The sequence below is a fragment of the Cyclobacterium sp. SYSU L10401 genome (genome assembly GCF_010993705.1).
Taxonomy (GTDB): domain Bacteria; phylum Bacteroidota; class Bacteroidia; order Cytophagales; family Cyclobacteriaceae; genus Cyclobacterium.
In genome coordinates, this window is sequence record NZ_WOFO01000003.1 from 123163 (window position 1) to 138674 (window position 15512).

Sequence of the window (15512 nt, forward strand, 5' to 3'; positions counted from 1 at the left end):
TTCAGTATTGAGTTAAAAAGTCGACCCGAAAAATTTCATGCAAACCCATAGCCACTGCTACTTTACCTTTTATTTTTCAATCCCAATGAATCCATAGATCGCCTTAAAATAGGACTTTATTTCAGGATTACTTTTCCCATAAGCCGGAAAGAATCATTTAATAAACTATAAAATAAACCAAAAATAATGAAACCAATTGTTCAAATCAGTCTGGATTTAACCAACATTGACGAAGCCCTTGAAACTGCTGCACTTGCCATGCGGGCAGGAGTGGATTGGCTGGAAGCCGGCACCCCTTTAATTCTTGCGGAAGGTCTGCACGGTGTGCGTAAGTTGAGAGAGGCTTTTCCAGACACCCCCATTGTAGCAGATCTGAAAACCATGGATGGAGGTTATCTGGAAGCGGAAATGATGGCTAAGGCGGGTGCTACCCATGTAGTGGTGATGGCAAGAGCACACGAAGAGACCATCAAATGCGTGGTACAGGCAGGAAAAGACCATGGCGTAAAAGTAATGGGAGATAATCTGGGTTGCCCGGATATGGTCCAGGGTGCCAGGTTTCTGGAAGACCTGGGATGTGATTATATTGTCCACCATATTGGGTATGATGAAAGAAGAGGTATTGCAGCCCAGGGAAAACGCATGCCAAGTCCTTTGGATCAATTGAAGGAAATCGTGGAAGCGGTAAAAATTCCCGTGCAGGCTGTTGGTGGCCTGAGTCTGGAGCAGGCCATTTCGACGCCTTCATACGGAGCACCCCTGGTGGTACTTGGCGCACCATTGACCATTGACGCAGACGCTTTCAAAACTGCAGATGGAGACCTGGAAGCGTCACTTAGAAAGATATGTGATGCAGTACATGCACATGGTGATGTGGCTATTAAAAAATAAAAGTTTAAAAGTTTAACGGAATATCGATGAAATCAGCAGCGGTAGTAAATTATGCGGAAACCAAGGGTTCCGTGGAACTGAGAGAAATTGAACAGCCTGAAATAGGTAATGGAGAAGTATTATTGGAGGTGGCCAATGTAGGGGTTTGTGGAAGTGATTTGCATCAATGGACCGCCGATCATAGCTGGCCGGTCAATTACCCGGTGGTGCTGGGACACGAATTCGGTGGTAAAATCCTGGACATAGGTCCAGGGGTGGAAGGCTGGCATATCGGGGACCGGGTAGTCAGTGAAACTGCCGCCGTAATTGACCCTTTGAATCCCATGAGCCGGATAGGCTTGTACAACCTGGATCCTACCCGAAAAGGTTTTGGGTACGGAGTGAATGGAGCCATGACCAGGTATGTCAAAGTTCCTGCCCGTTGCCTGCATCATGTTCCTGATCAGGTACCTTTTGAAGAGGCCTGTTTAACGGAACCCTGTTGTGTGGCTTACAATGCAGTAGTTATGAATTCGGAGATCAAACCCGGCGACCGGGTCGTGGTGATCGGTCCTGGTACGATTGGGATGTTGTGTGCTGTCATGGCCAGGCTCAATGGTGCGGAGGTGGCAGTGCTTGGCCTGGAGACGGATAAGGGAAGACTGGAGATAGCGAAAGGGTATGGATGCGAAGGAATCATCGGGGATGCTACAGATTGGGCAAAATCCCGGGATGGACTCGGAGCAGACCTGATTGTCGATGCTGCTGGTGCCAGTGCCACGCTAAAAATTGCCATGAACCTGGTAAGGCCCAACGGCCAAATTACCAAAGTAGGTTGGGGGCCACAACCCTGTAATTTTTCATTGGATCCAATTGTGCAGAAAAACGTCCGGCTTCAGGGAAGTTTTAGCCACAACTGGCCTATATGGGAAAAGGTAATCGGCATGATGGGATCCGGGATGCTGGATGTGAAACCTATTATCGGAGGCGTATGGCCTGTTACCTCCTGGCTGGAAGCCTTTGAAAAAATGCACCATGGTGAGGTGGTGAAAAGTGTACTCAAACCGGTTTAGAAATGAGGTTGAAAGGAAAAGTGATCATCGTTACCGGTAGCACTACCGGAATTGGAAAGGCCATCGCCATTCGCTGTGCGCAGGAAGGGGCAAAAACTGTGGTCCATGGACTGGAAAAAGAATGGGGGGAGGATGTGGTGAACAGCATTGGAAAACAGCAGGCAGTTTTGCATGTAGAGGACCTTCAGGAAGAAGGTTGTGGAGAGAGATTGGTTGAATTGGCCAAAAAAACCTTTGGTAAACTAGATGCCGTGGTAAATAATGCTGCCTGGGTAGTTTCATCTGATTTTCAGTCCGTCGATAAATCCTTTTTACAAAAAGTTTTGACCATCAATACCATTGCTCCCTTTTTGCTGATCAAGGCGGCCCTACCAGATTTAGAAGCCAATAAAGGCAATGTGCTCAACATTGGTTCGGTCAATGCATGGAGTGGAGAACCTAATTTGCTGGCCTATAGTATGTCCAAAGGGGGACTGATGACGATGACCAGAAATCTGGGAGACAGCCTGTTTCGGGATCATGGAGTCAGGGTCAATCAGATAAATCCTGGATGGGTTTTGACAGAAACGGAGAAGGAAAGAAAGAAAGGTCACGGCCTTTCTGATAATTGGTATGAGCAGCTACCCGATATGTATGCCCCCGCAGGAAGAATCATTGCTCCGGAGGAAATCGCTGCAGGTGCAGTCTTCTGGCTTTCAGATGAATGTGGGCCGGTCAGCGGGCAGGTAATGGAATTGGAGCAATATCCGCTGATAGGGAGAAACGCCCCAAAAGATACAAGTACAATCAAATAATCAAAAGAAATATATATGCCTAAATTAGCAGCATTTCCCAAAGCCTATATGCAGGCCTTGTGCAAGGATGGTTCCATGAAGGTGGAGGAATGGATCCGCCTGGCAGCCAAATTGGATATTGATGGTCTGGAATGGTATGCAGGTTTTTTGGAAATGGAGGATCAAACCAATTGGCCCAAATTTCGGAAAATGGTCGAAGATACGGGTAAAGTGATACCTATGATGTGCTGTTCGCCAGATTTCACCCATCCTGATCGTAATTTCCGGGAAAAGGAAATCCAAAAGCAAAAAAACTGGATTGACATGACCCATACGCTGGGGGGAAGCTACTGTAGGGTGCTTTCCGGACAAAAAAGGCCGGAACTTAGCATAAATGAGGGGGTAAACCTTGCTTCAGAATCCATTATGGCCTGTATTCCCTATGCCGAAGAGCGGGGGATTACTTTGATTTTGGAAAACCACTACAAGGATGACTTTTGGGAGTATCCCGAATTTGCACAGAAAATGGATGTATTTTGTCAACTTGTGGACAGTATCCAACATCCAAATTTCGGGGTAAATTACGATCCCAGTAATACATTTTTGGCAGGGGAGGATCCGCTTGAATTGCTGGAAAAGGTTTCTCACAGGGTGGTAACCATGCATGCCAGTGACCGGTATCTCAAATATGGCACCATAGAAGACCTTCAAAAAGAAGAAGGGGGTGCTGTAGGTTATGCCAAAAGGTTGAGCCATGGAGAAATTGGAAAAGGATTGAATGACTATGATGCCATTTTCACTGAATTGAAGCGTGTTGGGTTTGACGGCTGGATCAGTATAGAAGATGGGGTGGATGGAATGGATCAGTTGGAAAGAAGCGTTTCCTTCTTAAAGCATAAAATCGATAAATTCTGGCCAGCATAAAAGGAATGGGATAACTGCCTTTCTGAACATCAATCTGAAAGGAACCAACTTACCCTGGCAGTACCTCTTATATGCTGGATATGGCATCATTTGCTTGACTGGTCATTTTCCCTAGACAACAGGGGTTTTTCAGGAAATCTTTTTTCCGTAATAACCTTCAACCCTGGCAGGATTTAAATAGTAAAAACATGAAAGCAGACTTATTAGTTGACACCCAATGCATACTGGCAGAAAGTCCCACCTGGCACAAAACGCAACAATGCTTTTTGTGGGTGGATATAGAAAAGGGGCACTTGTATCGGTATGAGCCTGTAATGAAAAATCTTCGAAAATGGGAATTTCCTCATCGGCTGTCATTGGTAATTCCCGACAAGCAGGGAAAGTACATTTTGGGCTTGGATGCCAGATTGGCCAGATTTGACCCTGAGACAGCGCATTTGGAATGGATCTGTGAAGTGGAAAAAGAGCGTCCGGAAAACAGGTTCAATGATGGTGCCTGTGATGGAAAAGGCAGGCTTTGGGCAGGAACCATGAGCACCAAATTTACCCAATATGCCGGAGGGTTGTATTGTGTGGACCTGGATCTGGAGGTAAAGAAAAAGGTTGATTTGGTGAGCATATCCAATGGGATCTGCTGGTCCAGGGATCAGAAAACGATGTATTACATCGATAGCCCGACACGAAAAATTCAGGCGTTTGATTACGATTTGGACACTGGTTTTATCAGTTTTAAGCAGGTCGTGGTGAGTATTCCTGAAGAAATGGGCACCCCGGACGGCATGTGTATGGATCAAAACGGGAAATTATGGGTGGCTCATTATGGTGGCTTTGGTGTATACCAGTGGGATCCCGAAATAGGTATTCAGTTAAACAAAATAGATGTTCCCGCACCGCATGTCACTTCTTGTGCTTTTGTCGGGCCGGACAATGATGAACTGCTCATCACCACGGCAAGGGAGAACATGTCTAAAGAAATGATCCAAAAATATCCCCAAAGCGGAGGCGTATTTATATGTAATATGCCGGTAAAGGGGGAGGTAGTTTTTGAAGCAGGCATTTAGAATTTTCTTCCTGGGGGTAAGTTGTTTATTCTGAAAAAAGTTTATGGACTCATTTTCCCTATCCGGGTAAAAGCCAGCCTTCCCTGTATTGGTGCCGGATATATTCCTGGATGGTTTCTTCTGCATTCAGGTCCACAAATTGACTGTTAAACCGGGGTCTGCCGTTTATCCGGGTGAAACCATCTGATTGTTTAACCTTGAGCCGGTCGTCAGGGGCAATATTGGTAAATCGCATATTGGGCCCGTCCCATGCCAGGGTTTTGTGCAGACTTTGTAGCCTGACTGCCAAAACTCCTAGTAGCACCATCTCGTTGAATGGTCCCGCATAGGCAAAATTGGCAGTTGATTCGGTACGGTTTTCTGGAGATTCTTTACAGGCCCGAATCCAATCTTGTTCGTGGGGGCCATCTTTATAGCCTTTCGCTGATGGAATGCGTCTGAGCCAGGGTTTTACCTTGGGCTCTCTGCCGGAAAGCAATCTCCTCCCCACGCCTCCTGATCCGCAAAATAAAGTATCTTTACTGCCGATAAACAGGCAACCTCCCAAACCATCTGCCATCAAGTCTGTTCCTTCCGGTAGTAATTCCGGGCGGAAAGGCAATAAGCCTCCGTCATACCAATACACATCCATTTCCGGTAGACTTAGCTTTTCCAATGGTTTTCTGGCCGGGAAATGAAATTTAACCTGTTCTGATTGTGGTGCACTTTCAGTATTCATGGGAGAAGAATGTCCTTCTATGCTGCTGGGATAACCCAAATTCAGGGCAGCATAAACCGGATCCAGTACATGGCAGGCCATGTCTCCAAAAGCACCGGTACCAAAATCCCACCAGCCCCGCCAATTCCAGGGGGTGTATATTTCATGATAGGGTCTATAGGGGGCCGGGCCAAGAAAAAGGTCCCAATTCAGGGTTTTGGGCGGAGAAAGGATTTCCTTTGGTCTTTCCAGGCCTTGTGGCCAAATGGGCCTGTCAGTCCAGGCATGCACTTCCCTGACCTCCCCAATTTCACCATTCTGAATCCATTCTATTACTTCCTTGGCATCAATCCCGGAATTGCCCTGATTGCCCATTTGTGTAGCCACACGGTGATGGCTGGCAAGTTCCGTCAGCAACCTGGACTCGTAAATGGAATGGGTAAGCGGTTTTTGGCAATAAACATGTTTGTCTAATTGAAGTGCGGTGGCTGCTATCAGCGCATGGGTATGGTCCGGAGTGGCTATCATCAGGGCGTCTATGTCCTTACCCATGGTGTCAAACATTTCCCTCCAGTCCTCAAATCTTTTTGCTTCTGGGAAATCTTCGAAACAGGGCTTGGCAAATTCCCAGTCTACATCACACAATGCCACAATGTTTTCTGATTTCATGGCATTCAGGTTGGGCCTGCCTTTACCACCAACCCCCACTCCGGCAATATTGAGTTTATCGCTGGGCGTGACATGCCCTAATCCGCTCACCACATGGGAAGGAACAATATAAAAGCCGGCGGCACCGGTGACACTTTTTTTCAGGAAACTTCTTCTGTTGCTATTGTCCATTTGGGGATATTGCTTTATCAATTCTAACCTCTTTATAAATGACCCTTTAACAAAGGCAATACCGATCAATCAGGGACCACTTCCACACACTCCACCCAATGTTTGGCTTTCCGGCCTGTAAAATGATCAATCTGGTGCCGGCAACTGAAGCCGCAAGCAGCCAGGGTTGCATTGTTAGGCGTCTGTGCAATGGCAGGAAAAAGAATTTCCTGTCCTATTTTCTCAGATATTTCGTAATGCTCCTTTTCGTAACCAAAAGATCCTGCCATCCCACAGCATCCGGAAGGGATCTCCGAAAAGGTGTCCTGATCAAGCAGCGCCTTTTTCATGGCTTGTGTACCATAAAGTGCTTTTTGATGGCAATGGCCATGCACCCATAATTGATCCGTTTTAGCTTTTAGCCTGACGGTCAGGTTACCCTTATCCATTTCCCTGGCCAGAAAAACGTCAATCATCAACACATGGGTTTTCAGTTTTTTTGCCAGGTTGTCATCTTCCAGCAGATCCGGGAAATCATCATTCAGGGCAGAAGCACAGCTGGGTTCACACACAATGATATCCAGTCCCTGATCGATATAGGATACTAACCCACTCAGGGTAGTCAGCCCATCCCGCTTCGCTTCACGGAGGAACCCATGGGATATCTTAGGTCGTTGGCAACACCCCACGTTTGCCATAATTACTTCATACCCACAATCATTGAGTAACTTTACAGCAGCAATACCCACAGTAGGTTCGTGGTAATTTAAATAGGTATCTGCGAATAAAACCACTTTTTTATCCGACTTGAATTGCCCTTTTTTGTTCTTATCATACCATTTAAAAAAGGGTTCAGGGGCATAGGCCGGAAGCTTTCGCCTTTGGTCAATGCCGGCAATTTTTTCCAGGCTTTTTCTGAAAAGGGTTGAAGATTGAATGGCATTGATAGGGGAAGCCAGAAAACCTGAAAATTTGCTGGCCATCACAGGGGCATTTTTGATCATTTTATCCCTTAAACGGGCACCATTCTTGTCAAAATAAATCTGCAACACATCGCTTTTCATTTTCGCCATGTCCACATTGCTGGGACATTCGGACTTGCAGGCTTTGCAGCTCAGACAGAGGGCCAAAGTTTCCTGTAGTCTTTCGCTTTCCAGTCCATTTTCATCCAGCTGCCCGGACATGGCCATTCGCAGGGCATTGGCCCTTCCACGGGTGGAGTGTTCTTCATCCCGGGTGGCTTTAAAACTGGGACACATGGTGCCTCCGATTAATTTCCTGCATTCTCCGACTCCTGTGCACATGTGTACCGATTCCTGAAAGCTTTGTTCGGTTTTGTACCTGAAATGGGTGTTTACGTTTCGATCCTTATAAGCCGTACCATACCTTAAATTATGTTCTATGCTTTGTGCCTCCACAATCTTTCCTGGATTCATCAGGTTTTCGGGATCAAAAAGTTGTTTTACCTGAATAAATGCCTGGTATATTTCTTTACCGAAAAACCGTTCATTAAAGGCACTTCTCACCAACCCATCTCCATGCTCGCCACTCCATGAGCCCCCATACTCCATGACCAGGTCGAAGGTTTCTTCCGCGATAGCCTTTAGTCGTTGGATATCTGCTTCCTGCCTTAAATCCAAAATAGGGCGAACATGAATGACGCCTACACTAACATGGGCGTACATGGCGACATCTGTCCCATGCTTTTTGCAAATTTGGAGGGTACGGTCGATGTATTCTTTCAGGTACTCTGTAGGAATGCCGGCATCTTCGATAAAGGGCAGGGGTTTCTTTTTACCTTTGATTCCTAACATCAAGCCCAGCCCTTTTTTCCTGACTACCCAGACATCTTCGTATGCCGGACCTTGAGGAAATAGGGGATAGGCATAGCCCAATCCTTGTTCCTGCAAATCTTTTATCATTGCAGTAGGCCGATCCATTACATCCTTCACGCTTTCTCCATAAAATTCTACAATCAGAATTGCTTCCGGATTTCCACTGATGAAATGGCAATGCCTGCTGGTAGTGAGGTTTTCCCGGCTCAGGTCTACTACTATTTTATCCAGAATTTCTACCGCAGAAGGTTTGTATTTGAGAATTGGGGTGACAGAGCCAACGGCATCCAGTACAGAGGAAAAATGTACCACACAGACCGATTTAAATTTCGGGAGAGGCTCCAGGTGAAGCTTCAACTCCAGGGTAGTAGCCAGGGTTCCTTCACTGCCGGTGATCAGTTTGGCCAGGTTCCATTGATCCGTATACACAAACTCATCCAGATTATATCCCCCCACCCGGCGCATCACTTTGGGAAACTTTTCCTTGATTAAATCCTTTTGCTGATCTATGATTTGCTTGAATTTCTTATAAATTTCTCCTTCTCTCGAAGGTTGTGTGGCGATTTGCTGATAGGTTTCAGGATCGGTATTTTTTAAATGCAACACACTTCCATCTGCCAGCAAAACTTTGGCAGCGATGATATGGTCAACCGTTTTGCCATAAATGATACTTTTGGTACCGGATGAATTATTGCCAACCATGCCACCAACATTGGCACGGCTGGAGGTGGCAGGGTCCACTGGGAAATGTAAACCCATTGGTGCCAATTCTTCATTCAACACATCCCGGACTTTGCCCGGTTGAACCCTTACCCAGCTTTCTTCCGGATTGATTTCCAGGGTTTGGTTCATGTATTTGGAAAAATCCAGGATGATGGAATGGCCTACCGTCTGTCCAGCTAAACTGGTTCCGGCACCACGGGGTAGAATACTGAACTTCTTTTCTCTTGCCCAGGCAACCGTCATCCTTACATCGTCCTCACCCTTGGGAAGGATTACCGCCAAAGGCCTGATCTGGTAGATGCTGGCATCTGTGGCATAAATGCCCAGGCTAACGGCATCCGTCAATACATCTCCTTGTAATTGAGCCGTCAGCATTGATAAATCCGGCCTGGTTTCTATTTCGGGTACTTGCATGGAAGGTTATTGTCAATTTGTTCAAAGATATTATTTTTTGTGGATTGATAACAAATACAAATATTTTTATCCAGGGTCTTTGTCCCTTTGATGAAAAAATTGTTTGAACTTGAAAAGACATATCGTATTTTGTGGCTTAGTCCGAAAAATGAAGGGTATTTGACACCCATAAACGAGATCAAAACCATGAATATTAAGAACGATAACCGCCGTAAATTTTTAAAATCAACCGGTACTGCAGTAGTAGGCAGTTCCCTATTTCCCTTTGGCTTAAGTATTTCACCTGCTCAGGCAGCACGAAGGGAACCGCTTAAAGTGGGACTGATTGGTTGTGGGGGTCGGGGTACAGGCGCAGCAGCCCAGGCACTAAAAGCTGATAAAGACGCAGTATTGACCTGTATGGGAGACATATTCTCTGATTATTTGGAAGAGTCTTTCCAGTCTCTCAAGAAAATAAATCCCGAGCAGGTAAAAGTGGATGGAGCACATAAATTTGTGGGCTTTGATGCCTATCAAAAGGTTTTGGATGCTGGAGTGGATGTGGTGATTCTGACCACACCGCCGGCTTTCAGGCCTGCACATTTCAAAGCTGCGGTAGATGCAGGAAAGCATGTCTTTTGTGAAAAACCTGTAGCGGTAGATGCGCCGGGGGTCAGGAGTGTTTTGGAAACTGCCAGAAAGGCCAAAGAAAAAGGGCTCTCTGTGGTATCCGGATTTACCTTCAGGTATGACTTTCCCAAAAGGGCTTTGTTTAGCCGGATACTGGATGGCGAAATAGGGGATGTGACCACCGTATTTACAGCCAGAAACGGTGGGGGGCTCTGGTACAAACCCAGGCAGGATAACTGGACCGAGATGGAATACCAACTGAGAAACTGGTATTATTATGACTGGTTATCCGGAGATTATATTGTGGAAATGATGGTGCACAGTCTGGATATGATGTCCTGGGCGCTGGGTGACCGGCTGCCTATACGGGCCACAGGAACAGGAGGAAGGCAATCCCGAACGGAGGAACAATGGGGAAATATTTATGACCATTTTGCTATCGAATACGAATACGAGAACAATATCAAAGGGGTTCATTTTAGCCGGCAGCAAAAAGGTTGTTCCAATACAAACAAAGTGGACATTGCCGGTACAGAAGGATTTGCTTCGGTGGACATAGGAAAAAGGGTTCATGCCACCATGGGTGCCAATCGATGGGATTACGATGGGGAATACAATAACCCCTATGAAACCCAGCACGAAGAGCTTTTTGCTTCCATCCGGGCAGGACAACCCATGAACGAGGGAGAATTAATGGCCAATAGTACCATGTTGGCTGTATTAGGGCGTATGGTAGGGTATAGTGGTCAAACCCTTACCTGGGAAGAAGCCATGAACAGTGAGCATAAACTCGGGCCTGCTGCAGAGGATTACCGTTGGGACCTGGTGGTAGATGTGCCTCCGGCAGCTGTACCGGGAGTGACCAAAGTCGTATAATTAATAAACCAAAATAGACCTTTATTTTATGAGGAAATCCGGAAATTTAAGCGCCCTACTGCTAATTTATTTTTTTTCATGGTCTGGATCAGCTGCCCAGGATTATTTATTTGATTTTGGAAAAGAGCAGGATCTGAATGCTTTGGTCCAGGGTAAAAGCAGTGATGAAAACCCAATGAAATGGTTTGATGTCAATACAGGCGAGGATACCTGGAGATTTGAGGGAGACGAATTGGTCTGTGAGGGCCTTCCCATCGGTGTGATCCGGTCTGAAAAGCAATATGAAAATTTCATCATGTATGTAGAATGGAAGCACATGGAAGCCGGAGGTAATTCGGGTAGCTTTGTCTGGTCTTCTGCTGTACCTGGAGATAACCGACTCCCGGATGGGGTAGAAGTTCAAATGCTTGAATTGGATTGGGTCAACCAAAACAAAAGGGAAGATGGAGAATTGCCACCCATCGCCTATGTGCATGGTGAGCTTTTTGGAGTTGGTGGGGTGGAGACCATTCCTGACAATCCCAGAGGAACACGAAGCAAGTCCATTGAAAACCGCTGCCTGGGTAAAGGAGAGTGGAATACCTACGTGGTAGTTTGTGTAGATGGGGTCATTAAGTTGTCTGTCAATGGTAAATTTGTAAATGGGATCCGGCAATCCAGCCAGAAAAAAGGATACATCTGTTTGGAATCTGAGGGGGCACCCATTCATTTTAGAAAACTAACCGTAACCTCTCTGCCTCCGGGCGTTACTTCTGCCGAGCAGATTGCTCCGCTATTGTCTAATCCTTAATGTTTGACTGTAACGATGGTGAAAGATTTATCTGAATTCCATGAATTGCTGACGGATTTGTTCGATTGGCCAAAAAATCAAGGTGAATGGGAAAAATACAGACTTAGCCCTGAGCAAGTTGAGTTTTTTAAAGAGAATGGATATTTGTCTCACATCAAGCTCCTGGAAACCTGGCAGGTAGACAAGTTGAACGAAGAGTTGGAAGTATTGACTGACCCTGAGCACCCTGGTAACGAGCTGTTTTACGAATTCAAGTCCAATGAATCCAATGATCCCAATAAGGTTTTGTTTCATTCATTGGGTCATTGGAGGATTAAGGAGGGATTTCACGATATTTTATGGAACCCGGCTTTTGTCATGGCAGCCAGCCAGTTACTTGAAGAAAAATCCGTCAGGTTCTGGCATGATCAGTTGTTTTGTAAGCCGGCCAGGCATGGTGGAGTAGTGGCCTGGCACCAGGATTACTCTTACTGGACCCGTTCTGTTCCCATGCAGCACCTTACCTGCTGGGTGGGATTGGATGATGCGGATACCCAAAATGGCTGCATGCATTATGTTCCGGGGAGTCACCGCTGGGGTTTGCTGGATAAACCTGAATTAGCGGGAGACATGGAAGGATTGATGGATTACCTCAGCGAAGCGCAAAAGAAGGAATTTCAACCCATACCCATTGAAATGAAAAAGGGCTTTGGAACCTTCCATCATCCACTGATGGTTCATGGCTCTTTTGAAAACAAGTCCGATAGATCCAGGCGGGCTTTTGTACTGAATGTCTTTGCCGATGGAACTCAATCCAATACTCATGAGGAATTATTGGCCGGTGTGCCGGTCTTTCCTCCCGGAGCAAAATTAAAAGGCCGGTTTTTTCCACTATTATTAGATAGGGAAAAGGTTTTTTCAATGGTTTAAGGCTGCTATGCAAATTCATTTGAAAAAGATGAAGCCATTATGGTTTTGGATGCTTGGATTGGGGTTGATTTTTTTGGTCTGGGCAAGTTTGTACCTCTTTAAATCCCAACCTGAAAGTTTGGCCGGTATTACGGTTCCGGAAGGATTTATTGTAGAAGAAGCCACCCTTGATGGTTTGGTAAAATATCCCATGTTTGCTGTATTTGATGATCAGGGGAAATTGTTTGTGATGGAATCAAGCGGGCAAACGGAAAGCACGGATGACATCCTGGCAAAACCCGACTTCCGGATTTTGTTATTGGAAGATAAAGATGGAGATGGTGTTTTTGACCATAAAACCATTTTTGCAGATAGTTTACCTTTTCCCATGGGAGGAGTTTACCTGGATGGAAGCCTCATTGTGACCCTTTCTCCGGATCTGGTAAAGTTTACGGATAGAGATGGGGATGGAATGGCAGATGACAAGGAAGTACTGCTTTCTGGCTGGTCCCTCAACCATAATGCAGCGATTCTCAGCGGACCATTTTTGGGGCCTGACGGTTGGCTATATCTGGCAGATGCCAGGCGGGGATTTGATATTTTAAGCAAAGAATTTGTTCATTTTAAAGGTAAGGGAGCCAGAATCTGGCGCTGTTTGCCCAATGGTAGCCAGCTACAACAATTTGCTGGAGGAGGATTTGATAACGCCATTGAATTGGCCTTTACGCCTTCTGGTGAGGTGTTGGGTACCATGACCTATTTTACCGATCCCAGTGGGGGTTTCAGGGATGCCTTGATGCATTGGGTGGAAGATGGGGTTTATCCCAAGCCACATCCGGTGATTCAGGAGGATAACCTGGTCAGAACCGGGGACTTGATGCCTGTCATGCACCAGATGGCCAGGGTTTCCCCTTCGGGCTTGATGCGGTATCAGGGCTCCCGGTGGACTCCTGATTTTGATGGAGATCTCTTTCATGCAGAGTTTAATACCGGAAGGATTGTTCAGACCAAATTGACCGCCCAGGGGGCCAGTTTCAATACCGAAAGTTTTCATTTCCTGACTTCTCAACGCCCTGATTTTCACCCTACAGATGTTTTACAAGAGCCGGACGGCAATCTTTTGCTTGTGAATACAGGTGGTTGGTTCATTGCAGGCTGTCCTTTGAGCCGTACAGCCAGGCCGGAAGCTGTCGGCGGTATATACAGGATCAAAAAATTGTCTGCTAAAGGGGAGGCAAAAGACCTCTGGGGAAAAAACATCCCCTGGGAAAATCTGACTATGGGGCAATTAGCCGGACTGTTAGAAGATCCCCGATCCAGGGTTGCCGAAAAGGCCGGAGAATACCTACTTCAGGAGCCGCTGTTGGCGATTCCTTACCTGAACAGCCTAATGAAGGAACATCCTGATGCGCAGGTCCGTACAAAAGCGGTTTTTCTATTGTTCAGAACCCAAAATCCAAGAGCATGGAATCAAATATTAACCGGATTGAATGACGAAAGTGATCTGGTAAAAACAGCTGCAGCACGGGTGCTGGGTATGGCAGAAGTAAATACAGCGGTGGATGCACTTCTGGCAGTTTTAGCCAATAAGCCGCCCCTACCACTTGCCAGGCAGGTAGCCACAGCCCTGGGGCAAATAGCATCTCCAAATGCCACATTGCCTCTTCTGGAGGCACTGGAGAGTCAACCTTATGACCGGTATTTCGAACATGCGGTTATTTTCGCTTTGATTCAGATGAAAAATGAAGAGCAACTCCTGCACTTTTTGGAGACTAATGGCTTCAATAGGGCTGCTTTGATCGCTTTGGACCAAAAGGGTTCTGATAAATTAAAAGAAAAGGAAATTGCACCTTACCTGATGTCCAGTGACAGTGTAGAACAGCATACTGCCAGTTGGATTTTAAAGAACCATCCGGAATGGGACCAATCATTTATGGGTTTTTTGAATGCCTGCCTGGATAAAACAAACTGCAAGGAATCAGCTGTGATGGATTTATGGCCAGGTTTTATCAACCATTCATCGGTACAGGCATTTCTTACCAATCAATTGAAACAGACAACGGATGAGAAAACGCTATGGTTAATGAACATGCTTCAGGCCCATCCTCCAAGGGATCTCACACCTGCTTTAAAAGAAAGCCTGCTTGGATTGATGAAAAATGGTGGCACCGCCATCAAAGAAGCAGTTATTCAGCTTATTGTTGACCTGGACCTATCCGACTTCAATCCCTTATTGACCGATTTGGCCCGCTCAGACACCTTGGAAACATCTCTCCGTTTAAAGGCATATCAATCATTGATCGGTAATGGACACAAGGTAAGCGATGAGGAATTTGAATGGATAGTCCGGCAGTTCTTGACCGAGGACCATCAGCATACCCGGCATTTGTCTGCCAACCTTGTCAGAAACCTGAATGTGTCTGCCCCAAGGTTGGGATGGATCATCAGGGAAATTCTTCCACAGGTTTCTGATGGGAGCATATATTACCTGTTGGAAAGCCTTCCGGAAATTAATGATCCGGAACTTTTGCAAGCCTTGGAGCGAAACCTGCTGGACAGGAAAGCAATTTGGGACAAGCTTTCCATAGGCCTGGTAAAGGAAATTTTTCGTGAGGATGGTAAAACCCTGCTGGATAGTCTGACCCAACAGCAAGACGAAAGGCTGGCACATTTAGATAGCCTATCGATGGAACTTTTGCCTGCTGATGTAGATAGGGGAAGGGAAATATTCTTTGGAAAAGGGACCTGCGGAAGCTGTCACGCAGTAGCAGGAAGGGGAGGGGTTTTCGGTCCTGACCTTACCAATATCGGAGAAATCCGGAGCCGGCATGATATTTTAGAAGCGATTCTCTATCCAAATGCAAGTTTTGCCCGGGAATTTGAAACCATGGCTTTAAAAACAGAAAGCCAAAGTTTTCTTGGAATAGTTAAAGGTTTGGAAGAAGGCCGGTATGCTTTGGCCGTGGGACCTGGAATTGTACGCCAAATAGATGAAGATGAGGTTGTAGAAATGGCTGCTTCCAGCCAATCCTTGATGCCTGCAGGCCTGGAACAAGGGTTGGAATTGCAGGAATTGAGTGATTTAATGTTTTATTTGGAAGCTTTGCCTGATGGTTTATACCATAAAGAATAAATTGCCTTGCCTTCACCACATTTAGGT

Annotated in this window: 11 protein-coding genes; 9 read left to right on the forward strand and 2 right to left on the reverse strand. The window is 46.1% G+C overall.

The features are described from left to right. Nucleotides 1-186: 186 nt before the first annotated feature. The 5 genes from GL182_RS08495 to GL182_RS08515 all read left to right on the forward strand — a co-directional run bounded on the left by GL182_RS08495 (nucleotide 187) and on the right by GL182_RS08515 (nucleotide 4701). Entirely contained in the window at nucleotides 187-891 is a 705-nt protein-coding gene (locus GL182_RS08495) for an orotidine 5'-phosphate decarboxylase / HUMPS family protein (protein ID WP_163379241.1), read from the forward strand. A 26-nt stretch (nucleotides 892-917) separates the two neighbouring features. Beyond that, nucleotides 918-1943, forward strand: a complete 1026-nt coding sequence (locus GL182_RS08500; protein ID WP_163379242.1) for a zinc-binding dehydrogenase — start codon at nucleotides 918-920, stop codon at nucleotides 1941-1943. 2 nt (nucleotides 1944-1945) lie between these two features. Then, nucleotides 1946-2737, forward strand: coding sequence for an SDR family NAD(P)-dependent oxidoreductase (locus GL182_RS08505; RefSeq protein ID WP_163379243.1), 792 nt, complete (start codon nucleotides 1946-1948; stop codon nucleotides 2735-2737). Between the two features lie 15 nt (nucleotides 2738-2752). Next, on the forward strand, nucleotides 2753-3640 hold the full coding sequence (locus tag GL182_RS08510; RefSeq protein WP_163379244.1) for a sugar phosphate isomerase/epimerase family protein: 888 nt from the start codon (nucleotides 2753-2755) through the stop codon (nucleotides 3638-3640). Nucleotides 3641-3828: 188 nt separating this feature from the next. Further along, complete coding sequence (locus tag GL182_RS08515; protein WP_163379245.1) at nucleotides 3829-4701, forward strand: SMP-30/gluconolactonase/LRE family protein; 873 nt, start codon at nucleotides 3829-3831, stop codon at nucleotides 4699-4701. A 58-nt stretch (nucleotides 4702-4759) separates the two neighbouring features. Here GL182_RS08515 and GL182_RS08520 read toward each other — a convergent pair whose 3' ends face one another. Together GL182_RS08520 and GL182_RS08525 are read right to left on the reverse strand one after the other, a co-directional pair. Beyond that, entirely contained in the window at nucleotides 4760-6238 is a 1479-nt protein-coding gene (locus GL182_RS08520) for a Gfo/Idh/MocA family protein (RefSeq protein WP_163379246.1), read from the reverse strand. Between the two features lie 65 nt (nucleotides 6239-6303). Then, a complete protein-coding gene (locus GL182_RS08525; protein ID WP_163379247.1) occupies nucleotides 6304-9189 on the reverse strand; it encodes an FAD-binding and (Fe-S)-binding domain-containing protein in 2886 nt (961 codons plus the stop codon). Between the two features lie 186 nt (nucleotides 9190-9375). Between GL182_RS08525 and GL182_RS08530 the strand changes: the two genes are divergently transcribed. From GL182_RS08530 to GL182_RS08545, 4 genes are read left to right on the forward strand one after another with little or no spacing between them, the layout of a single operon-like run. Further along, on the forward strand, nucleotides 9376-10674 hold the full coding sequence (locus GL182_RS08530; protein WP_163379248.1) for a Gfo/Idh/MocA family protein: 1299 nt from the start codon (nucleotides 9376-9378) through the stop codon (nucleotides 10672-10674). 28 nt (nucleotides 10675-10702) lie between these two features. Next, nucleotides 10703-11464, forward strand: a complete 762-nt coding sequence (locus GL182_RS08535; RefSeq protein WP_163379249.1) for a DUF1080 domain-containing protein — start codon at nucleotides 10703-10705, stop codon at nucleotides 11462-11464. Between the two features lie 15 nt (nucleotides 11465-11479). Next, the gene (locus tag GL182_RS08540; protein ID WP_163379678.1) at nucleotides 11480-12373 is read left to right on the forward strand and encodes a phytanoyl-CoA dioxygenase family protein; all 894 of its coding nucleotides are present in this window, start codon (nucleotides 11480-11482) and stop codon (nucleotides 12371-12373) included. Nucleotides 12374-12401: 28 nt separating this feature from the next. Then, the gene (locus GL182_RS08545; RefSeq protein WP_163379250.1) at nucleotides 12402-15485 is read left to right on the forward strand and encodes a PVC-type heme-binding CxxCH protein; all 3084 of its coding nucleotides are present in this window, start codon (nucleotides 12402-12404) and stop codon (nucleotides 15483-15485) included. Nucleotides 15486-15512 lie beyond the last annotated feature (27 nt).

Excerpts from the sequence above, each read along its gene's own strand:
- GL182_RS08495 (WP_163379241.1), top strand. The coding sequence starts at position 187 with ATGAAACCAATTGTTCAAATCAGTCTGGATTTAACCAACATTGACGAA.
- GL182_RS08500 (WP_163379242.1), top strand. The coding sequence starts at position 918 with ATGAAATCAGCAGCGGTAGTAAATTATGCGGAAACCAAGGGTTCCGTG.
- GL182_RS08505 (WP_163379243.1), top strand. The coding sequence starts at position 1,946 with ATGAGGTTGAAAGGAAAAGTGATCATCGTTACCGGTAGCACTACCGGA.
- GL182_RS08510 (WP_163379244.1), top strand. The coding sequence starts at position 2,753 with ATGCCTAAATTAGCAGCATTTCCCAAAGCCTATATGCAGGCCTTGTGC.
- GL182_RS08515 (WP_163379245.1), top strand. The coding sequence starts at position 3,829 with ATGAAAGCAGACTTATTAGTTGACACCCAATGCATACTGGCAGAAAGT.
- GL182_RS08520 (WP_163379246.1), bottom strand. The coding sequence starts at position 6,238 with ATGGACAATAGCAACAGAAGAAGTTTCCTGAAAAAAAGTGTCACCGGT.
- GL182_RS08525 (WP_163379247.1), bottom strand. The coding sequence starts at position 9,189 with ATGCAAGTACCCGAAATAGAAACCAGGCCGGATTTATCAATGCTGACG.
- GL182_RS08530 (WP_163379248.1), top strand. The coding sequence starts at position 9,376 with ATGAATATTAAGAACGATAACCGCCGTAAATTTTTAAAATCAACCGGT.
- GL182_RS08535 (WP_163379249.1), top strand. The coding sequence starts at position 10,703 with ATGAGGAAATCCGGAAATTTAAGCGCCCTACTGCTAATTTATTTTTTT.
- GL182_RS08540 (WP_163379678.1), top strand. The coding sequence starts at position 11,480 with ATGGTGAAAGATTTATCTGAATTCCATGAATTGCTGACGGATTTGTTC.
- GL182_RS08545 (WP_163379250.1), top strand. The coding sequence starts at position 12,402 with ATGAAGCCATTATGGTTTTGGATGCTTGGATTGGGGTTGATTTTTTTG.